Origin of the sequence: Kitasatospora sp. MAA19 (assembly GCF_029894125.1) — a bacterium.
In the GTDB taxonomy this organism is placed as follows: domain Bacteria; phylum Actinomycetota; class Actinomycetes; order Streptomycetales; family Streptomycetaceae; genus Kitasatospora.
Map to the genome: position 1 here is coordinate 26,007 of NZ_JARXYZ010000029.1, position 22,090 is coordinate 48,096.

Here is a 22,090-nt window from a genome sequence, read left to right on the forward strand (position 1 = left end):
CGTCCGCCCCGGCGTCGCCGTAGCGGACGCCGGGGGCGGACGGCGGTCAGTCGCGGTGGCGCAGCTCCAGCGTGCAGCACTTGACGCTGCCGCCGCCCTTGAGCAGCTCGGACAGGTCGACGCCGATCGGCTCGAAGCCCCGCTCGCGCAGCTTGTCGGCGAGGCCGGTGGCCGCCTCCGGCAGGAGCACGTGCCGACCGTCGCTGACGGCGTTGAGGCCGAACACCGCGGCGTCGGCGGCGTCGGCGAGCACCGCGTCCGGGAAGAGCCGGCGCAGCACCTCGCGGCTGCCCTCGGAGAAGGCCTCCGGGTGGTACATCACCTCGTCGCCGTCCAGGACGGCCAGTGCGGTGTCCAGGTGGTAGTAGCGCGGGTCGACCAGCTGGAGGCCGATCACCGGGCGGCCGAAGAACTCCTGCGCCTCGGCGTGGCCGGCCGGCGTGCTGCGGAAGCCCCGCCCGGCGAGCACGTACTCGGCGGTGACCAGGAAGTCCCCCTCGCCCTCGTTGACGTGCTCCGGGTCGTGCAGCTCGGGGTAGCCGTGGGAGCGGAACCACTCCAGGTAGGCGGGGCCCTCGGCGGCCCGCTCCGCGTTGCGGAAGCGCGCGCCGAGCACCTTGCCGTCCACCACGGTGGCGCCGTTGGCCGCGTAGACCATGTCGGGCAGGCCCGGGATCGGGTCGATCAGCTCCACCCGGTGGCCGAGCTCGCCGTAGAGGGCGTACAGCCGCTCCCACTGCGCGACGGCGAGCCCGGTGTCGACCGGCTTCGCCGGGTCCATCCACGGGTTGATCGCATAGGTGACCTCGAAGTGGCTGGGGCGGCACATCAGGTAGTGCCGGGGCCGGGCCGTGCGCTCGGCAGGGCGCGGTGTGACAGCGTTCATGGGTGACTCCTCGTGAGGGCTGCAAACGACAGGCGGTGGCGCTGCGATCCGGACGGGCGGCAATCGGGTGCCTGCGGGGCTCCGGGGCCGGCGCGCCGGCGGCACGGCCGGGTGTGGGGGGACCCGGCCGCGCCGCGGCTCTTCCTGCGGGCCGGCCCCGCGCCCGTCCCTGACATGCTGTCAGCTGTCGGGCGGGGACGGAAGATCCTTAAGTCAGGGCGGAACAGCCCTGATGGATCGGCCGGTTGGGCTCAGTCGACCCGGGCGTCCAGCGCGTCCGCCAGGCTGCGCGGACGCAGGTCGGTCCAGTTCTTCTCGACGTAGTCCAGGCAGGCCTGCCTGGTCTCCTCGCCGAACACGCTGCGCCAGCCCGCGGGCACGTCGACGAAGGCGGGCCACAGGGCGTGCTGGTTCTCCTCGTTCACCAGGACCAGGAACGCGCCCTGCTCGTCGTCGAAGGGGTTGGTGCTGCTCATCGGGACCTCATCTCGTGGTTACTGGAAACGTCGTTCACAGGGGCGTCGTTCAACTCGTCACAGAACTCGGTGACCCGCCGCCGGAAGGCGGCCACCACCCGCCGGGCGGTCGGCTCGTCGCAGCCGTCCAGCGCGTGCACCAGGGCGCACTCCAGCCCGCCGGGCGCGCCGGCCGCGGTCCGCCGCTCCACCAGCTGCAGCAGCAGGTCGACGGCGGTACGGGCGGCCGGGACGGCCCGCTCGGCGACCGTCACGGCGCCGGCCCACCGCCGGTCACCGACCGGGTCGGCCCGCACCAGATGGGAGACGGCCGCCCCGAACAGCGGCTGGCGCCCGGCCTCCCGGGCCGGGTTGACCAGCTCCACCACCCGGTCGAACGGCAGGTCCTGGTGGGCGTGGGCGGCCAGCAGCCGCTCCCGGACCCGCCCGACCAGGGTGCGGGCGCTCGGGGTGCCGGTGGCGGCGTCCCCGGCGGAGCGGGGGGACGTGTCCACCCGCAGCACCACGGTGTTGACCAGGCAGCCGACCACGCCGTCCACGGCCTCGTCGTCCCGGCCGGCCAGCGGCACCCCGATCGCGAGGTCGTGCCCCGCGCCGAGGTCGCCCAGCGCGGCCGCGAACGCCGCCTGCAGCAGCATCCCCGTACCGGCCGAGCAGGCCCGCGCGGCGGCCGCCAGCCGGCGGTGCGCCGCCGGGTCGAGGGCGAACCGGACGGTGCCGGCCGCGCCCGGCCCGGCCGCCGGGTCGCCGGTGGCGCCCGGCAGGCCCCGCCACGGCGGCAGGGCGGCCAACTCGCCGCTCCAGTACGCCGCTTGCCGGGCGGCCGGGCTGTCGGGGTGGGTCTCGTCACCGAGCCGCTCCCGCAGCCACAGCGCACAGTCGGCGTACTGCACGGCCGGCGCCGGCCACACCGGAGCCCGGCCCGCCGCCCGGGCCTCGTAGGCGGAGCACAGATCGGCCAGCAGCGGTTCGAGCGCGTGTCCGTCGACCGCCACGTGGTGCAGCACCAGCAGCAGGGTGTGCCGGTCCGGGGCGCTGCGCAGCAGGGCGGTGCGCAGCGGCGGCTCGGTCAACAGGTCGAAGCCGCGGTCGAGTTCGGCGGCGATCCAGGCGTCCAGCCGCTCCGGTGGGACGTCGGCGGGGCGGGGCTCGGCGGCGGCCTCGACCAGGGCGTCGGCCGGGTCGAGGACGCGCTGCTCGGGGCCGTCCGGACCGTACGGCAGCACGGTCCGCAGCGCCTCGTGCCGGGCCACCAGGTCGCCGAGGGCGGCCCGCAGGGCGGCGGGGTCGAGCCCGCCGGTGAGGTCGAGAGCCAGGGTGGTGAGGTAGTCCGGGCGGTGCTCGCCCAGGTAGTTGGCGGTCCACAGGCGCAGTTGGGCGGGGGCCAGCGGCAGCCGCTCGGGCCGGGTCGTGCGGTCGCCGAGCACCGGGGCGGCGGGGCCCCGGCGGTCGGTGCGGGCCGCGCGGTCGAGCCGGTGGTCCAGCCCGGCCACGGTGGGCTCGTCGAACAGCTCGCTGAGCGGCACGTCGACGCCCAGGGTGGACCGGATCCGCCCGGCCAGCCGCATCGCGGCGATCGAGTTGCCGCCGAGGGCGAAGAAGTCGTCCTCCGGCGCGACCGAGGGCACCCGCAGCACCTCCGCGAACAGCGCCGCCAGGACCTCCCGGCGGGGTGTGCGGGCCGGCGCGGGGGCCGGCTGCTCCGGCGGCGGCCGCAGCGCGGCCGTGTCGACCTTGCCGTTGGCGTCCAGCGGCAGCGCGTCGACCGGGACGAGCACGGCGGGCACCAGATGGCGCGGCAGGCGCTCGGCCAGCCGGCGGCGCAGCTCGCCGACGGCCAGCGGCCGGTCGGCGACCACGTACCCCACCAGCGAACGGCCCGCCGGGCCGGCCCCGTGCGGCACCACCCGGGCGGCGGTCACACCGGGTTCGGCGCAGAGCGCGGCCTCGATCTCGCCCGGCTCGATCCGGAAGCCGTTGATCTTCAGCTGCCGGTCGGCGCGCCCGAGGAAGTGCAGCCGGCCCTCGACGTCCCAGTGGCCCAGGTCGCCGGTGCGGTACAGCCGGCCTCCCGGCGGGCCGTACGGGTCGGCGATGAAGCGCTCGGCGGTACGGGCCGGGGCACCGTGGTAGCCCTCGGCCAGGCCCTCGCCGCCCAGGTGGATCTCACCGGGGACGCCCGGCGGCACCGGGCGCAGGGCGGCGTCCAGCAGCAGCACCCGGGTGCCCGCGAGCGGGCGGCCGATCGGGACGGCCTCGTCCTCGCGGACCGGACCGGCCGGGATCTCGTAGCCCAGGGCGAAGGTGGTGCTCTCCACCGGTCCGTACAGGTCGAGCAGCCGCTGGTCGGGGGCGGCCCGCCGGGCCCGGGCGACCGCCGCCGGGGGGACGACGTCGCCCCCGGTGCAGATCAGGCGCAGCCGGGCGAGGGCCGCCGGGATCTGCTCGGTGAGCACGTCGAACAGGCCGGCGGTCAGCCAGGCGGCGGTGACGCCGCCCTGCTCGACGGCCCGGACGTAGTCCGCCGGGGCCAGCTCGCCGGGCGGGGCCACCACCACCTGGCGTCCGGTCAGCAGCGGCATCAGCAGCTCGTACACCATGAGGTCCCAGGCGTGCGGCGAATGGAACAGCACCCGGTCGTGGTCGGGGCCGTACCAGAGCGGGTCGTCGGCCAGGGCGAGGATGTTGCGGTGGGTGACGGCGACGCCCTTGGGGCGGCCGGTCGAGCCCGAGGTGTACAGCAGCTGGGCGACCTGCCCGGGCGACACGGCCGGGCCGGGGTTGCCCGGGCTCCCGCCCGCCTGCCGGGCCGCCGCCACCAGGGCGGCGTCCAGCAGCAGTTCGGTGCCCGCCTCGGCGGCGAGCGCCCGCCGCCGCTCGGCCGGGAACGCCTGGTGCAGCGGGACGCACACGGCGCCGAGCTTGGCCAGCGCCAGCATCGCCACCGGCACCTCCGGGGAACGCGGGAGTTGCAGGGCGACCCGCGTCCCGGGCCGCACCCCGAGGCCGGCCAGGTGGTGGGCCAGCCGGTTGGCGTCGGCGTTGAGCTCGCCGTAGGTGGTGGTGGCGTACGGCGGGGTCGCGTGCGGCGGGGTGGTGGTGGCGACGGTGGTGCCGTCGCCGTGCCGCAGGGCGACCCGGTCGGGGTGGTCGGCGGCCAGCCGCTCGAACCGCGCGCCGACGGAGGACGGTTCGGCGGCGGCCGAGGGGCCGGTGCCCCAGGCCCGCAGCCCGGCCCGCTGGACGGGTGGCAGCAGGTCCACCCGGCCGGTGGTCAGGTCCGCGCCCGGACCGGCCAGTGTGGCGCAGGCGGTGGTCAGCAGGGTGCGCAGCCGGTCCGCGTCGAGGTGCCGGTCCAGTTCGGCGGGGCGCAGCTGGAGCCGCACGTCCAGGCCGTCCCGACGCGGCAGCACCACCAGCGAGAGCGGGTAGTGGGTGCCGTCGTACGGCTCGACGGCGCCGATCCGCAGGCCCGGCACGGGCTCGGCGAACCCGGTCTCGTCCAGGGGGTAGTTCTCGAAGACCAGGGAACTGTCGAAGAGCCGCCCGGCGCCGACGGCCTCCTCGACGGCGGCAAGCCCCAGGTGCTCGTGGTCCAGCAGCTCGGTGCGCTCCCGCTGCAGCCGGACGGCGAGCTCGCGCAGCGGCTCGCCGGGGTGCAGCCGGGCCCGGACCGGGACGGTGTTGATCAGCAGGCCGACGAGCCGTTCCGCGTCCGGCAGTTCGGCCGGGCGCTGGGCGACGGTGGTGCCGAACAGGACGTCGTCGCGGCCGGTGAGGTGGGAGAGCACCAGGACCCAGGCCGTCGACACCAGCGAGCCGAGCGTCACCTCCCACCGCGCGGCGCGCGCCCGCAGCCCGGCGGTGAGCTCGGCGGGCAGGGTGAAGACGGTCGTCGACGTTTCGTCGGCGGCGGCGGCGCGGCCGTCCTGGCCGGTCTCTCCGTCGCGCCCGGGTCGGCCGACCCGGGTGGGCTCGGCTCCGGCGAGGGCGGCGCGCCAGGCGTCGCGGGCGGCCGCGTCGTCCTGCCCGGCCAGCCAGTCGAGGTAGGCGCGGTAGGACGGCGCCGGGGGCAGGTCGGCGCCCTGGTGCAGCACGAGCAGTTCGCGCAGCACGATCGGTACCGACCAGCCGTCCAGCAGCAGGTGGTGGTGGGTGAAGACGAGCCGCCAGCGGTCGGCCGCCAGCCGGAGCAGGGTGAAGCGGATCAGCGGCGGCGTGTCGACGGCGAACGGCCTGCGGTCCTCCTCCGCATACCGCCGGGCGGCGACGGACCGCTCCGGCTCCGGCCGGTCGGCGAGGTCCAGGCTTCGCCACGGCAGGGCCACCGCCGCAGGGACGACCTGCTGCGGTGGCCCGGACTCGCCGGTGGTGAAGGCCCCGGCGAGCTGCGGGTGGCGCACGAGCAGTCGGCGGGCGGCCTCGTGCAGCCGCTCCGGGTCGATCGCGCCGGTGAGGTCGAGGACGAGCTGCACGACGTACGGATCGCGGTGCCCGTCACGGACGGCGTAGCGGGAGTGGAACAGCAGGCCGCTCTGGAGCGGGGTGGCGGGCAGCACCTCGGCGACGGCGGCGGCCGCAGATCCCCCGGAGGTATCGGCGCCCCCGCCCCGCCCGGGCAGGGGCGCGGTGAGTGCCTGCTCCCAGCGGGCGGCGAGTTCGCCGACGGACTCGGCGTCGAGCACGCCGGTCGGCCAGGCCCACTCGACCCGCAGCTGCGGTCCGTCCGGGCCGGCCTCCACGAAGGCGTCCACCGAGAGGGTGTGCGCGAGCGGCAGGGCCGGGTCGGACTCGCCCCGGAGAGTGCCGGGGACCGGCTGCCAGGGGCCGCGCCGGGTGGTGTCGAAGCGGCCCAGGTAGTTGAAGGCGATCGGGGCCGAACGCGCGGGCAGGGTGCCGCAGCGCCGGAGCAGACCGTACGTCAGGCCCCGGTGGGGGGTGGCCCGCAGCCGCTCACGGGCGGCCGCGACGGCGCGGGACAGGTCGTCGGCGCAGACCGGGCCCGGGGCGGCGGGTTCGGCCGGGCCGACGTCCAGCAGGACGGGGTGGATCACCGTGAACCAGCCCAGCGTCCGGGAGAGGTCGAGGCCGTCGAGGGCGGGGAGTTCCGGGTCGCGGCCGTGGCCCTCGACGTCCACCAGGAGCGGGCCGCCGGTGGTGCGGGCCCGCCAGCCGCGCAGGGCGGCGGCCAGGGCGCCGAGCAGGATCTCCGGTACGGCGGCGCCCAGTTGGTCGGGCAGGTCGGTCAGCAGGGCGGCGGTGGCGCCGCCGTCCAGGGTGGTGCGCAGGGATTCGGCGCCGGCCGTGGTGTCGCGGGCGCGGTCCAGCGGCCGGGTGCCGATCGTGCCGGTGCCGGCGGTCAGCAGCCCGTGCCAGTGGGTGCGGTCGGCGGCCACCGCCGGGTCCACCTCGGCGGCTCGCAGCGCGCGGGACCAGTCGGCCGCCGTGACGGGCACCGGGGCGAGGGCGGCCGGGCGGCCGGACGTGGCGGCCTGGTGGGCCTGGGCGAGGTCGTCGAGCAGGATCCGCCAGGAGACCCCGTCGACGGCGAGGTGATGGATCACCACCAGCAGGAGGCCGCTGTGGCGGCCGTCGAACCAGACCGCCCGCAGCAGCTCGCCCCGGTAGGGGTCGAGTCGGCGTCGGGCGTCGCGCCGCTGTTCCGCGACCAGCTCCAGGACGGCCGGCCCCGGGTCGCCGTCGGGGCCCAGGGGGAGGCCCTCGCGGTCGAGGTCGATCCGGTGCAGCAGCGGGGCCGCCGGGACGGACCCGGCGGGGCGGACCTCGAAGGCGAGGGGCTCGCCCGGCGCCCCGGTCAGGCGCATCCGCAGCGCGTCGTGGTGGTCGACGAGGTGGTGGAGGGCGGTGCGCAGGGTCTGCTCGGTGGTGCCGGGCGGCACCTCGCACAGCAGCGACTGGGCGTAGCCGTGGATCGGACCGCCGCGGGCCGCCAGCCAGTCCGCGATCGGCGTGGGCGCCAGCGGCCCGCCCGAAGGTACGGACGGCAGGCTCCCGCCCGAGGGCGCGGGCACCGCCGGCCGGGCGGCCGGGGCGCCGCCGGCCGCGGTGGCGAGGGCGCGCGGGGTCTGGTGGGTGAACACGTCCTTCGGCGTGATCGGCACCCCCGCCGCCCGGGCCCGGGTGGCCAGTTGGATGGCCAGGATGCTGTCTCCGCCCAGCCGGAAGAACCCCTCCGACGGCCCCGGGCGCTCCCGGCCCAGAACGGTCCCGAACAGCGTCCGCAGCTGCTCCTCGGCCGGCGACCCGCCGTCCGGCCCCGCGCCCGGCCCGGCGGCAGGTCGTGAGGAGTCGGCGGCGGGCGCGGCGGGCGCTCCCGCCGCGCCGGAGGCGCCCAGGGCGTCCAGCACGTCCGGGGCGTCCAGGGCGTCGAACGGCGCCGACGGATCGGCCAGGGCGCCCGCCAGCAACCGGCCGAGGCCCTGCGCCAGCCGCTCGGCGGTCTCCGCGTGGAAGTGGCCGGTGCTGTACTCCAGGACGCCGTGGACCGTCCCGTCCGGCTGCTCGGTGAACTCGAAGAGCAGCGGGAACTTGGCCATCACCCGCTCGGGTCGGTACGGCCGCCCGACCAGCCCGGGCAGGGTGACGGCGGGCCGGCGCCCGGCGTGCAGGGTGATCATGACCTGGAACAGCGGGTGGCAGCCGAGTTCGCGGTCGGGCGCGAGCGCGTCCACCACCCGGTCGAACGGCGCCCGGTCGTGGGCGAAGGCGGTGAGGTCGGCGTGCCGGACCCGGTCGAGCAGTTCCGCGAAGCCCGGGCGGCCGGAGAGGTCGGTGCGCAGGGCCAGCGGCTGGGCGAAGTAGCCGACCAGGTCGTCCAGCGCGGGTTCGGCGCGGCCGGCCGTGACCGTGCCGAGCACGAGGTCGGTGCCCGCGCCGGACCGGGCGAGCAGGCAGGCGACGGCCGCGTGCAGCACCATGAACAGGGTTGCCCCCTGCCGGGCCGCCAACTCCGATGCGGCGGACACCAGTTCGGCGTCCCAGTGGAACTCGGCGGCGGCCCCGCGCAGCGCCGCCCCAGCCGGCGGCTCGTGGTCCACCGGCAGCGCGGTGCGCTCCGGCGCGCCGCTCAACACCGCGCGCCAGTGGGCCAGTTCGTCCACCAGCGGACTGCCGGGGTCGTCGCCGGCGCCGAGCATGCGGTGCTGCCAGAGCGTGAAGTCGGCGTACTGGAGCGGCAGTCGGGGCCACTCGGGGGTCCGGCCGCGGGCCCGGGCGGCGTAGCCGGCGGCCAGGTCGCGGGTCAGCGGGAGCAGCGACTGCTCGTCGGCGGTGATGTGGTGCAGGACGATCAGCAGGACGTGCTCCTCGGGCCCGGCGCCGAGGACGGCCAGGCGCCAGGGCGGGCCCGCTTCGAGGTCGAACGGACGGTGCACCTCCTCGGCGAACGCCGCGTCCAGGGCGTCCGGTTCGAGGTGCCGGACGGTCAGCGGGACCGGCGGGTCGGCGAGGATCCGCTGGCTGGGCCGGCCGTCGGTGGCGGGGAACACCGTGCGCAGGCTCTCGTGCCGCCGCTGGACGTCGCCCGCGGCGGCCCGCAGCGCCGCCAGGTCGAGCGGCCCGGTCAGCCGGGCGGCCAGCGGGACGTGGTAGGTCGACTCCTGGTCGCCGAGCCGGTGCAGGAACCACAGGCCGCGCTGGGCGTACGAGAGCGGGATCCGCTCGGGCCGGGGGCCGGCCTGCGGGCGCTCGGAGCCGACCGGCGGCACGGCCTCGGCAGCACCCCGGCCGGCGCCGCTCCGAGCGCCGATCCGGGCCGCCAGGCCGGCCACCGTGGGCGCCGCGAAGACGTCCCGGATGGTCAGCTCGGCGGGCAGTTCGGCCCGGGCGCGGACCACCAGCCGGTTCGCCGTGAGCGAGTCGCCGCCGAGGGCGAAGAAGCTCTCGTCCGCGCCGAAGCCGTCGGCGCCGAGCAGTTCGGCGAACAGCCGGTGCAGCCGCAGCTCGCGCTCCCCGCGCGGCGCCCGGCCCCGGCCACCGTCCCGGCCATCGCCGCGGCCGTCCGCCGGGGCGGTGGCCAGGGCCCGCAGCCGGTGCTCGTCCAGCTTGCCGTTGGCGGTCAGCGGGAAGGCGTCGACGGCGTGCAGGGCGGTCGGCACCAGGTGCTGCGGGAGCACCTGCGGCGCCCGGTCGGCGGCCTCCCGTACGGCCTCCCGGGTGCCGAGCAGATAGGCGGTCAGCGTCCGGTGCCCGGGCTCCCGTTCGGTGGCCAGGACGGCGGCGCCGGAGATGCCGGGCAGCGCGGCGAGCACGGCCTCGATCTCGCCCGGCTCGATCCGGTAGCCGCGGATCTTCACCTGCCGGTCGGTGCGGCCGAGGTGTTCCAGTTCGCCGTCGGGGCGGCGGCGGGCGCGGTCCCCGCTGCGGTACATCCGGGTGCCGGGCGGGCCGAACGGGTCGGCGACGAAGCGCCCGGCGGTCAGGGCGGGGCGGCCGAGGTAGCCGCGGGCGAGGCCGGGACCGGCCACGTACAGCTCGCCCGGCAGGCCGTCGGGCACCGGGCGCAGGGCGGCGTCCAGCAGGTGGACCCGCAGGTCCGGCAGCGCCTCGCCGACGGTCGCGGTGCCGGCGGCGGTCGCGGCGGCGTCCAGGTCGCCGGCCGTGACGTGCACGGTGGTCTCGGTGATGCCGTACATGTTGACCAGCCGGGGCGCGTCGTCCGGGTGGCGCAGGTACCAGTCCGCGAGCCGCCACGGTTCGAGCTGCTCGCCGCCGAGGACGACGTAGCGCAGGGCGAGCCGGGCGCTCGGGCCGGGGTGGGCGGCGTCGGCGGCGGCCAGCTGGGTGAACGCCGAGGGGGTCTGGTTCACCACCGTGACCCGCTCGTCGGCGAGCAGGTGCAGGAACTCCTCGGGCGAGCGGGCGGTGTCCCGGGGGACGACGACCAGCCGGCCGCCGTGCAGCAGGGCGCCCCACAGCTCCCAGACCGAGAAGTCGAAGGCGTAGGAGTGGAACAGCGTCCAGGTGTCGTCCGGTCCGAAGCCGAACCGGTCGGCGGTGGTGGCGAGCAGCCGGGTGACGTTGCGGTGGGTGACCAGGACGCCCTTGGGCCGGCCGGTCGAACCGGAGGTGTGGATGACGTAGGCGACGCTGTCCGGGCCGGGGCGCTCCGGCACCGCCTGCTCCCGGTCGGCGGGCTCGTCCCCGCCGTCGACGGGCAGGCTCTCGACGCCGTCCGGGAGCGCCGCCCACGCGGAGTCGTCGGTCACCACGAGCCGGGGTGCGGCGTCGTCGATCGTCGCGCGCAGCCGCTCGGCGGGGTAGTCCGGGTCCAGCGGCAGGTAGCCGGCGCCGGCCTTCTGGACGCCGAGCAGCGCGGCCACCAGCTCCGGCGAGCGGTGCAGGGCGACGCCGACGAGGTCGCCGCGGCGCACGCCCCGGGCGGCGAGCCGGCGGGCCAACCGGTCGGCGCGCCGGTCGAGTTCGCGGTAGCTCAGGACGGTCTCGCCGAGCACCACGGCGGGCGCGTCCGGGCGGGCGGCGGCCTGCCGTTCGAACAGCGACACCAGGGTGTCGCCGTCCTGGTCGACCCCGGCGGGCGCGGGTACGGGTACGGGTGCGGGCGCGGGTACGGGTACGGGCGCGGGCAGGGCTCCCCCGCCGCCGGCGCACAGCCGGCCGACCGGGAGGCCGTCCGGGGCCTCGGCCAGCGCCGTGACGAGGTCGAGCAGCCGGTCCAGGTGGGCCCGGACGGTGTCCTCGCCGTACGCGCCGACGGCGTCGGCGAACACCGGCAGGGTGTCCCGGCCGTTGTCGTAGACGCCGAGGGCGAAGTCCTCGGGCAGGCCCGGCGAGACCTCGTGCACGGTGGCCGGGATCCCGTCGAACCGCAGGCCCAGGTCGAGGGGCAGCAGGTTCAGGGTGGGGCCGACCAGCGGCCGGTCACCCCGGACGGCGGCGGTGTCACGGAGCATGTCCTCGAAGCGGTAGCGCTGGCGGCGCAGCGCGGCGCGGACCCGGTCCGCCGTGGCCGACACCAGGTCCGCGACCGTGCCGGCCGGGTCGACGGCGAGCCGCAGCGGGACGACGTTCGCGGTCATGCCGAAGGCCCGCCGGGCCAGCGCGGCGTCCCGGCCGCGGACGCCGAGGCCGATCGCCGCCGCGCGCTCGCCGGTGTCGGCGTGCAGCGCGACGGCCAGCGCGGCCGGGAACAGCGTGGTCCAGCCCGCCCCGGCCCGTTCCCGGACGGCGGCCCAGCGCTCGGCGGACAACTCCGTCCGGACGGCGACCGGCGGGCGCGCGCCGGAGCCGGTCAGGCCGCCGCGCCCGCCCGCGAGGCGGGGCGGGTCGGCGAGGCCGGCCAACTCCTCGGCCCAGAACTCGGCGTCGGTGCGGAACCGGGCGGAGGCCCGGTACGCGGCGTCGTCGTCGAGCAGGGCCGAGAGCGGGTCGTGCACGCCGGTGCCGGCCGCCTCGCCCGCGCGCAGCGCCGTGTACTCGGCCGCCACCCGGCGCATCAGCCCGGCCGCGCCCACCCCGTCGCACAGGATGTGGTGCATCCGCAGGTACCACAGGTACTCCGCCTCGCCGGTCCGCAGGAGGTGGAAGTCGAAGGGCGGGCCTGCGGTCAGGTCGTACGCGTGGGCGAGCCCGGCGGTGGTGAACTCCCGGGCGGCGGCGGCCGGGTCCTCGTGGTGGCGCAGGTCGAGCCGGTGCAGCGGCCAGTCGGCGGCGTCCTCGACGATCTGGACGGCGCCGTCGGCGGTGGGCTCGAAGCGCACCCGCATGCTCTCGCTGCCGGCCACCACGCCGCGCAGCGCGCGTTCGAACAGCTCCTCGTCGATCGCGCCGTGGATCTGGACGTACTGACCTGCGGTGTACCGCCGCCGGGTGGGGTCGGCCTCGTGGCCGAACCAGATCCCCGTCTGCGGCGCCGTGAGCGGGTGGCGTCGGGTGGGCATGCGTCAGTTCCTTTCCGGGCCGCGCGGCCCGGCCGGATCGCCGAGCCGGTCGAGCAGCGCCGGGGCGAGGTCGACCAGGGCGGCCGGGCCGCCGAGGTCCTGGTGGCCGTGGTCGGTCCGGTGCCGCAGCAGCCGCCCGCCCAGGTAGGGCAGCCAGCTCTCCGGGTCCTGGACGGGCCCGCTGGTCTCGGGGACGGCCTCGATCAGGAGCAGGTCGCCGTGGAACCGGCCGGGACGGTAGGCCCGGCCGAGCCGGACGTTGTTGTCGTAGACCTCGGCGAGCGCGGTCAGGTGGCGTTCGGAGAAGACGGAGAGCGGGGACTCGGACTTCCCGGCGAGTGCGAGGAACTCCTCGGCGGTCGGCGCGGGCGCGTCGGCGGGGCGGTCGACGCCGGCCAGCCTCAGCAGGGCGCTGCGGACCTGGCCCTGTTCCTCCAGGACCTCGGTCGCCGTCCGGGCGGGCAGGTCGGCGAGCACGTAGCTGTCGAGCAGGGCGAGCAGCCCCACCTCCGCGCCCTGCTCCTGCAGCCGGGTGGCCACGGCGTAGGCGACCAGGCCGCCGAACGACCAGCCGAGCAGGTGGTAGGGCCCCTCGGGCTGGACGGCGCGGATCTCCCGCAGGCAGTCCTCGGCCACCTCCTCCACGCTGGCCGGCAGCGGGCCCCGGCCGTCGAGGCCGCGGGACTGCAGGGCGTAGAGCGGCCGATCGCCGAGCGGCCCCAGCAGTGCCCCGTACGTCCAGCCGATCCCGGCGGCCGCGTGCACGCAGAACAGCGGCGCCCCGGTGCCGGTCGAGCGCAGCGCCAGCAGGGGGGCCAGCATGGGCTCCGGGCCGTCGGCCGCCTCGGCGGGGTCCGCCGTGCGCGCCGGGGCGGGGTCGGCCGTGCGCGCCGGGGCGGGCCCGGCGGCCGCGGGCCAGGGGCTGAGCAGGCCGAGGGCGCCGACGGCGGTGCCGGGTTCGGCGGTGAGGGTGTCGAGCAGCTCCAGCGCCCGGGCCAGCAGGGCGTCGGCACCCTCGACGTCGACGACGTCCTCGCGGTGCAGGACGTCGAGCTCCAGCCCGCCGTCGCGCGGTATCGCCATCAGCGTCAACGGGTAGTGCGCGGCCGTCTCGCTGCCGGAGGCGGAGATCCGCACCCCCGGGAGCGCGTCGCTCTGGTCGCCGGACTGCGGGAAGTTCTCGTACACCATGACGGTGTCGAAGATCTCGCCGAGCCCGGTCGCCCGCTGGATCTCGGGGATTCCCAGGTGCTGGTGGGCGATCATCCGGGCCTGCTCGCGCTGGACCCGGGTCAGCAGCCCGGCCAGCGACTCGTCCTCCCGCAGGGTGATCCGCAGCGGCAGGGTGTTGATCAGGAACCCCATGACGGACTCGGAACCCGGTAGCTCGGGCGAGCGGCCGGAGACGATGATCCCGAACACCACGTCGGGGCGGCCGGTCCGCTCGGCCAGCATCAGCGCCCAGGTGGCCTGCAGCACGGTGTTGAGGGTGACACCCAGTCGGGCCGCGAGGGCGCCGAGCCGCTCGGTGCGCGGCCCGCCCAGGAGCCGGTGGCGGCGGCCCGGCCAGCCGGTGGCGGGCGGCAGCCCGGCCGGCACCACCAGGGTGGGTTCGAGCGGCTCGGCCAGGGCTTCGCGCCACGCGCGGCGGGCGGCCTCGTGGTCCCGGCCCGCCAGCCAGGCCAGGTGGTCGCGCAGCGGCACCGGCTCGGCCAGCCCGGCCGGGTCGCGGTACAGCGTGAACAGCTCCGGCAGGAGGAGCTGGTTGGACCAGCCGTCGATCAGGGTGTGGTGGGCGACCAGCACCAGGCGGTACCGCTCCGGTCCGAGCCGCAGCAGGGTGAAGCGGATCAGCGGCGGGTCGGCCGGGTCGAAGCGGGTGGTGCGGTCCTCGGCGGCCAACCGCTCGGTCTCCGCCTCCTGTTCGGCCGGCGCCAGACCGCTGAGGTCCACCTCCGTGAACGGCGGGAGGCGGTCCGGCACGACCTGGACCGGGCGGCCGCCGGGGAGGCGGACGAACCCGGCCGACAGGTTCGGGTGGCGGCGGCAGAACGCCTCGACGGCCCCGCGCAGTGCCACCGGGTCGAGCCGCCCGTCGAGGTCCATCCACAGCCGCATCACGTAGGCGTCGCCGCCGCCGTGGCCGTGCGGGGAGAAGAGCAGCCGCTCCTGGAGCGGGGTCAGCGGCAGCACGTCCCGGTGGCCCGGGAACCGGGCCTGCAGCCAGGCGCGTTCGGCGGCGTCCAGCGGGAGCAGCTCGCCTTCGGCGGGCCGGCCGGGGGCGGCCGGGTTGAGCGGGGTGGCGACCGCCGCGAGTCCGGCCGGGGTCGGGTGCGCGAACACGTCCTCCGGGGCGAGCGCCAGCCCGGCCCGGCGGGCCCGACGGAGCAGCTTGATGGAGCGGATGCTGTCGCCGCCGAGGACGAAGAAGCTGTCGTCCGGGCCGACGTCGGGCAGGCCGAGCACGCCGGCGAAGAGCTCACGCAGCACCTCGGTACGGGTGGAGCCTGCGACCGCGCGGGTCTCCGACCGGGTCTCGGGCGCGGCCGCCAGGGCGGCGAGCGCGGTCCGGTCGGTCTTGCCGCTGGTGTTGGTCGGAAGGGCGTCGAGGAAGACCAGTGCGGCCGGCACGACCGGTGCGGGCAGTTCCGCGCGCAACGCGGCCCGGACGCCCTCCGGATCGGCCGGGTGGCGCTCGTCGGCCACCAGGAAGGCCGTGGTCCGACGGTCGCCCTCGCCGTCGTCGGTGGCGACCACCACCGCCTGCCGGACGCCGGCCAGGGCGGTCAACCGGGCCTCGATCTCGCCGAGTTCGATCCGGTGGCCGCGGACCTTCACCTGGTGGTCGGTCCGGCCGAGGTACTCCAGCTCCCCGGCGGCGCTCCAGCGGGCCAGGTCCCCGGTGCGGTACATCCGGGCGCCGGGCGTGCCGAACGGATCGGGGAGGAAGCGCACGGCGGTGGCACCGGGCCGGTGGGCGTAGCCCCGGGCCAGGTAGTCGCCGGCCAGGTAGAGCTCGCCGGCGACGCCCAGCGGCGCGGGCCGCAGGGCCGGGTCGAGGACGTGGGCCCGCACGTTGCCGACCGGCACGCCGATCGACGGCTCCCCGGGCACACCGGGCGGACACGCCCCGGCCGTGGCGTACACGACGGCCTCGGTGGGCCCGTAGAGGTTGAGCACCCGGGCCTGCGGGTTGCGGGCGTGCACCAGACGGACCAGTGCGGCGGGCAGCGGCTCGCCGGCGAACACGTAGGTCTGCGCCCGCTCGCGCACCCACTCGGCCCGGGCGACCTGCTGGTACACCGACGGCACGGTGTTGACCAGGCTGCCGGACCAGTCCGGGCGTTCCAGCAGCGCCAGCAGGTTGTCGACCAGGTCGACGCTGCCACCGACGAACAGCGGCACCAGGAGCTCGAAGACGGACAGGTCGAAGGAGAGCGAGGTGGCGCCGAGCACCCGGGAGAAGGCCTCGGGGCCGAGCTCGGCCGCCGCCCACGCGGCGAGGTTGGCCACGGCGCGGTGGGTGACCACCACGCCCTTGGGCGTCCCGGTGGAGCCGGAGGTGTGGATGACGTACGCCGCGTTGCCGGGCAGCGGGCGGGCGGGTGCGGCCTCGGCGAACGTGCCGTTCTGCGTGCCCTCGTCGTCGAGCAGGACGACGGTCGGGCCGTCGGCGGTCGGCGCCGGGAGGGCGGCGGCGAGCTCCGCCGTGGTCAGCACCGCCCGGGGGCGGGTGTCCGCGAGCAGGAACGCCACCCGGCCCTGCGGGTGGCCCGGATCCACCGGCAGGTAGGCGGCGCCGGCCTTCAGCACGCCCAGCACGGCCGCGACCAGGGTGGGGGTGCGGGGCAGCAGCACCGCGACGACGTCCTCGCGGCCGACGCCGAGGCCGGCGAGCCGCCGGGCGATCCGCTCGGACCGTTCGTCCAGCGCCGCGTAGTCCAGCACCGCGCCACGGCCACGCACCGCGACGGCGTCGGGGGTCCGCGCCAGCTGGGCGGCGAAGGCCTCGGGCACGGTGGTCTCGGGCACCGCCCGGTCGGTGGCGTTGGCCTTCCCCACCACGGCGAGCTCGTCCGGGCCCGCCACGTCGAAGGAGTGCACCGGCTCGTCCGGCCGGGCCGCCAGCCGCTCCAGCAGCCGGACGATCCGGCGGTGCTCCGCGGCATCGGCGCCGTGGCCGCCGACGGCGACCCGCCACGCCCCCGGGGCCGGGTCCGCGCGCAGGAACCGGCCGTCCACCGGCTCGCCCCAGGCGCGGGCCAGGACGGCCACGGCCTCGGCGCCGAACGCCACCCGCTCGGCGCTGTCGGCGAGGCCGGTGACCAGGCCGTACCCGGACGCGGCGGACCAGGGCAGGTCCAGGTCCGGACGGTGGCCGTGCCGACGGGCCCCGCGCAGCGCGCGGCCGGCCCGCCGGACCACCTCGGTGAAGGTCAGCTCCGGGGTCACGGCGAGGCGCACCGGCACGACCAGACCGCGGCCGCCGGGGCCGGGCGCCTCCAGCCAGTGCCCGAGCAGCAACTCCGGTACGCCGGTCAGCCGGTGTGCGGCCACGGCGGCGGCGCCGAGCAGCACGGCCCCGGGCCCCGCACCACCGGCCCGGGCCACCCGGGCCAACGCGGCCGGGCCGGCCACCGGCAGCCAGGGCAGGTCGGCCGGCGGCGCGAGCGCGCCGGCGGGCCGGGCGGCGGCGGGCTCGGGCGCGGACAGCCCGGCCACCACCTCCTGCCAGTAGGCACGGTCGGCGGGGCGGTTCTCGGCGAGGCGGTTCTCGGCCTTCGGCGGGAGGGGGTCACCCCCGTCCGCGTACAGCTCCGCGGCCCGGCGGACCACCGCGGCCAGGCCCGCGTCGTCGTCGACCAGCCGGTGGTGGCGCAGGAACCAGGCGAGGGCGCCGCCGGGCTCGCGGATCAGCACGTGGCGCACCAACGGCCCGCCCACCAGGTCCAGCGGGCGGACGAGTTCGGCCGCGAGCCAGCCGTCCGGCTCCTCCGGGCCGAGGTCCAGCACCTCGACCACGGGCGCCGGGCCCGCGCCCGCCGGACGCAGCCGGCCGGCCTCGCCGGAGGCCCGGAAGGTGGCGTACAGACCGGGCCGTTCGGCCAGGGATCCGGCCACCGCGTGGCGCAGCCGCTCCGGCTCGACCCGGCCCTCGAACCGGACCAGGCGTGCCACGCAGTCGGCGGGCAGGGACAGGGTGTCCCGCAGGACGGCTCGCCGGGCGGCGTCGAGCGGGGTGGCGGCGGAGCTGCTCATCGGGCCCTCACGGTGTCGTCGTCGGTCTGCGGGGTCACGGCCTCGGGCGCGTCGGCGTCGGTCGGCTCGGCCGTAGGGTCGGCATGTTCGGCCGCCACGTCGTGGACCGGGCGGTCGGGCTCGGCCAGCAGGCCGCGCAGCAGCTCGCGCAGCCCGGTGGCGAAGCCGGTCGCGGTCGCCGGGTCGAAGAGTTCCGGGGCGTAGTGGACGGTCAGGGCGGCGGGGCCGGGGCCGGTCCCCTCCCGCCAGCCCAGGTCGAGTTCGGCCCCGCCCGGCCCGCTGCCGTCGGCGCCCCGGGAGCGGACCGGGGGCTGGGCTGCGGCGCCGGTCGTCCCCTCGACGGCGGTCCGCCCGACCAGGTCGGCGAAGCCGGGCTCGTCGGCGAGGTCGGCCCGCAGCAGGGAGCCGCCGGGCAGGCCGACGGCCACCTCGTCCTGTCCGGAGATCCACGAGAGCAGCACCAGCCAGCCGGCCCGCAGCACCCGGTCCGGGTGCGGGCCGAACCGGGCGATCGCGGCGCGCAGCGGCTCGTCGACCGGGACGGTGACGCTGCGTTCGGTGTGGTCGGCGCGGTCCGGGCGGGGGCGGTCGGTGGGGATGTCGAGCCGGACCGGACCGGGGAGACCGGCCGGAACCGCGTCGGCGGGGTCGGCCGCCAGCGCCCCGGCCCACAGCGGGGAGAGCGGCGACTCGCCGTCGGCGGCGGTGAGTTCGCGGAGCAGCGCCGTGTACTCCTCGACGAACCCGCGCGCCGTCGCCGCGGTGAACAGCTGGGTGCTGAACTCCAGGCAGGCGTCCATGGCCTCGTCGCCGATCCGGTCGGAGGTGATCAGGGTGAGGTCGAACTTGGCGGTGCCCGCCGGCAGTCCGCCGAACAGGTTGCCGGCGTTGTGCCCGATGTCGAAGTACCCGGTCGAGGTGCCCAGGATCTGCTGGATCGGCGGCAGGTCCTGGTGCACGTAGAACACGTCGAACAGCGGGCTCCGGCCCGGATCGCGCTCGTCCGTCAGGGCCTGGACGACCCGGTCGAAGGGCACCTCCTGGTGCTCCAGGGCCTCCAGCACCACGGCGCGCACCCGGTGCAGGAAGCCGGCCACCGACGGGGCGCCGGACAGGTCGGCGCGCAGCGCCACGGTGCTGTTGAAGAAGCCGATCAGGCCCTCCAGTTCGGGCCGGTTGCGCCCGGTGGTCGGGGTGCCGACGACCAGGTCGTCCTGCCCGCTGCGGCGGGCCAGCAGGAGGTAGAAGCCGGCGAGCAGGACCACGAAGAGGGTCACCGAGTGGTCCGCCGCGAGCCGGCGCAGCTCGCGCATCAGTGCCGCGTCCACGGTGAACACCACCAGGTCGCCGGCGTAGTCCCGGCGGGCCGGGCGCGGCTGGTCGGTGGGCAGTCGCAGCACCGGGGCGTCGCTCAGGGTCTCGCACCAGTAGGCGAGTTCGCGCTCCAGGGCCGGGCCGGCCACCAGCTCGCGCTGCCAGGCCGCGTAGTCGGCGAACTGGATCGGCAGCGGCGCGAGGCGGTGCGGGCGGCCGTCCCGGCGGGCGGCGTACAGCTCGGGCAGCTCGCGCTCGAAGATCCGCGGCGAGGCGCCGTCGTTGACCGCGTGGTGCATGGTCACCTGGAGCACGTGCTCCTCGGGTGCCATCCGGACCACGAGCACCCGCACCAGGGGGTCGTGGGCGAGGTCGAAGCGGTACTCGGCGGCCTGCCGGACCAGCTCCCGGGCGGCGGCGAGCGGGTCCGGCTCCCCCGAGACGTCCCGGAAGACGAAGAAGTCCCCGGGCTCCGGGCGGACGCGCAGCACCGGCTCGTCGTCCTCCTCGGCGAAGTTGGAGCGCAGCACCTCGTGGCGCGCTATCAGGTCGTGCCACATGCCGCGGACGGCGTCGACGTGGAACGGGCCGCTGACCTGGCTGACCATCGGCAGGTTGTAGAGCGTGGTATCCGGGTCGAGCTGGTGGTGGAACCAGATGCGGTCCTGGCCGAAGGAGGTGACGGGGGTGCCGCGCGGGACGATCGGCGGCAGGACGTCCGCCGCCGGGGCTCCGGCCCGGCGGCGGATGAGCCGGGCGAACGCGCCGACGGCGGGGTGCTCGTAGACGTCGAGCAGCCGGGGCCGGAAGCCGTACCGGGTCTGGATCCGGTCGGCGAGCTGGAGGGCGATGATGGAGTTGCCGCCGAGCTCGAAGTAGTCGGCGTCCGGGCCCAACGGCCGGTCGCTGTGCAGCAGTTCGCCCAGGACTCCGGCGAGCCAGGGCTCCGGGTCCTCGTCGCCGCCGGACCCGCTCGGCCCCGGGACGGGCCCGGCGGGAGCGGCCGGCGCAGCGGGTACGGCGGGCGCCGCCGGTACGGCCGGCGGCCGGATCCAGCACGGGGTCGCGGCCAGCGGGTGCCCCGGCAGACGCAGGCGACGGGCGCTGCCGGGGGCGGGGCCGAGCACGGACCAGTCCAGGTCGACGCCGGCCTCGTACAACCGCCCGAGCAGCGCCGCGAAGCCGCCGTCCGACGCGGTCGCCGTCACCAGCCGTGCGCCGTCCTGCCCCTGCGGGCCGAACCGCTCGGCGAGCAGCCGCCCGAGGACGCCGTCGGGGCCCGGGTCGACGAACACCACCGGTCCGGCGGCGGCGAGCCGCTCGGCGGCCGCGACGAGCCGTTCCCGGTCCGGCGGCGCGGCCTCGGCCCCGGCCGCGAGCTCCCGGCTGTCCTCGGCGGTGAGGGTGCCGAGCAGGTGCCGGGCCGCGTAGCGGGAGACGCCGCTGCTCAGCACCGTGTCGACCGGGACGCCGCTGCGCACCAGCTCTCGATGGACGGCCAGTTGGCCCGCCAGCAGCGCGGCCTGCGGCCCGGCGGCGGGGAGTTCGGCGGGCAGCGGCGCCGGGGCGGGGGCGTCGGGTGCGGCGTCCGGGGAGAGCAGCAGGCAGACGGCGGGCGGCCTGGTCCGGCTGCCGTACGGGGCGTCGTCGGCCGACCCGCCCGGCCGGGTGGCCCGCTCGGCGAGCTTGCGACCGAGGTCGGCGGTGTCCCGGGCCGGCACGGCCACCCGGTGCTCGTGGCGGTTGCGCCCGGAGTTGAGGGTGAAGGCCACGTCGTCGAGCTCGGCGGTCGAGGCGGCCAGCGCGGCGCCCAGGTCCGCACAGAGCCGGGCCAGCGCGGAGCGGCTGCGCGCCGAGACGCCGACCAGCCGGGCCGGGCGCGGGGCGGTCGCGGCCGCCGGCGCGGGCGGCGCGGACGGGGCGGACGAAGCGGGCGGCCGCTGGACCACGCAGTGAGCGTTGATCCCGCCCAGGCTGTACGAGCTGACCCCGGCGATCCGCTCCTCGCCCTCCCAGGGCCGCAGGCCGGTGACCACCTCGACCGGCTCCAGGGCGGCCTCGTCGACGGGGCGGCGGAAGTGCAGCGAGGGGTAGAGCTCGCCGTGGCCGACCGCGAGGACGGCCTTCACCAGGCCGGCGATCCCGGCCGCGTGGTCGAGGTGGCCGACGTTGGTCTTCACCGAACCGATCGGCAGCCGCCGGCCGTGCGCGCCGAAGCCGAGCGGGCCGAACACCTGGGCCAGGCCTTCCAGTTCGACCGCGTCGCCGAGCCGGGTGCCGGAGCCGTGCGCCTCCAGGTAGCCGGCCAGGGCGGGGTCGAGCCCGGCGGCACGCCAGGCGGCGCCGATCACCGCCGCGTGCGCGGGCGCGCTCGGGGTGCTGATGGTGGCGGCCGCCCGGCCGTTGTGCCGGACGGCGCTGCCACGGATCACCGCGTGCACGGGAGCGCCGTCCGCGCGGGCCCGGCCGAGGGTGGTGAGCAGCAGGACGGCGCCGCCCTCGCCGTTGGCGGTGCCGTCGGCGTCGGCGTCGAAGGCCCGGCAACGCCCGCTCGGGGAGACGAGTTCGGTCATGCCCTCGGTCAGCCGGGCGGGCAGGCCGCCGGGGCGCACGCTGAAGCCGCCGGCGAGCGCGTACTCGGCCTCGCCGTCGCGCAGTTCGCGGCAGGCCTGGTGAACGGCGACGAGCGAGCTGTTGCACCCGGTGTCGACGGCGTAGCAGGGACCTTCGAAGCCGAGCACGTGGGCGATCCGGGCAGGCAGCGCGAAGGGGACGTTCCCGAGTGCGCTGAGCGGGCCGGGCTCGGTGGCGGCGGCCTGGTAGCCGGAGGCGGCGGCGCTGAGCACCACGGCGACCGGGTGGGCGCGCAGGGCGTTCGCCGCGTAGCCGGCGTCCTCGACGGCCTGGTGGGCGAGGACCAGCGCGATCCGCTGCTGGGGGTCCATCAGGGCGGCCTCGCGCCGGGAGAGGCCGAAGAAGGCGTGGTCGAAGGTGTGGACGTCGGCGAGGTGGCCCATCGGCAGGTAGCGCGCGTCCGGGTCGAGTCCGGTGGCGGCGGCCCGCTCGGCAGGCATGTCGCCGACCGAGTCGCGCCCGGCCGCCAGGTTGGCCCGGAAGGCCGCCAGGTCGTCGGCGTCGGGGAAGCGGGCCCCGATGCCGACGATGGCGATGTCGGTGTCGCGGGGCTCCGTCGCGGGGGTCCTGGTCACGGTCACTGCTCCGGTTCGTCGGGCTCG

General features: G+C 77.3%; 5 protein-coding genes. All 5 read right to left on the reverse strand.

The features are described from left to right. Positions 1 to 46: 46 nt before the first annotated feature. Complete coding sequence (ddaH, locus tag P3T27_RS31555; RefSeq protein WP_280684663.1) at positions 47 to 886, reverse strand: dimethylargininase; 840 nt, start codon at positions 884 to 886, stop codon at positions 47 to 49. Positions 887 to 1,137: 251 nt separating this feature from the next. Beyond that, positions 1,138 to 1,362: an MbtH family protein gene (locus tag P3T27_RS31560; RefSeq protein WP_280684664.1), complete on the reverse strand. Its 225-nt coding sequence runs from the start codon at positions 1,360 to 1,362 to the stop codon at positions 1,138 to 1,140. Beyond that, positions 1,359 to 12,281 (reverse strand): non-ribosomal peptide synthetase, encoded by a 10,923-nt coding sequence (locus P3T27_RS31565; RefSeq protein ID WP_280684665.1) that lies wholly within the window; start codon positions 12,279 to 12,281, stop codon positions 1,359 to 1,361. Before P3T27_RS31565 ends, P3T27_RS31560 begins: the two co-directional genes overlap by 4 nt. 3 nt (positions 12,282 to 12,284) lie before the next feature. Next, positions 12,285 to 17,540, reverse strand: a complete 5,256-nt coding sequence (locus P3T27_RS31570; protein ID WP_280684666.1) for a non-ribosomal peptide synthetase — start codon at positions 17,538 to 17,540, stop codon at positions 12,285 to 12,287. After that, positions 17,537 to 22,063 (reverse strand): condensation domain-containing protein, encoded by a 4,527-nt coding sequence (locus tag P3T27_RS31575; RefSeq protein WP_280684667.1) that lies wholly within the window; start codon positions 22,061 to 22,063, stop codon positions 17,537 to 17,539. The genes P3T27_RS31570 and P3T27_RS31575 overlap by 4 nt, the downstream gene beginning before the upstream one ends. Between the last annotated feature and the right edge of the window lie 27 nt (positions 22,064 to 22,090).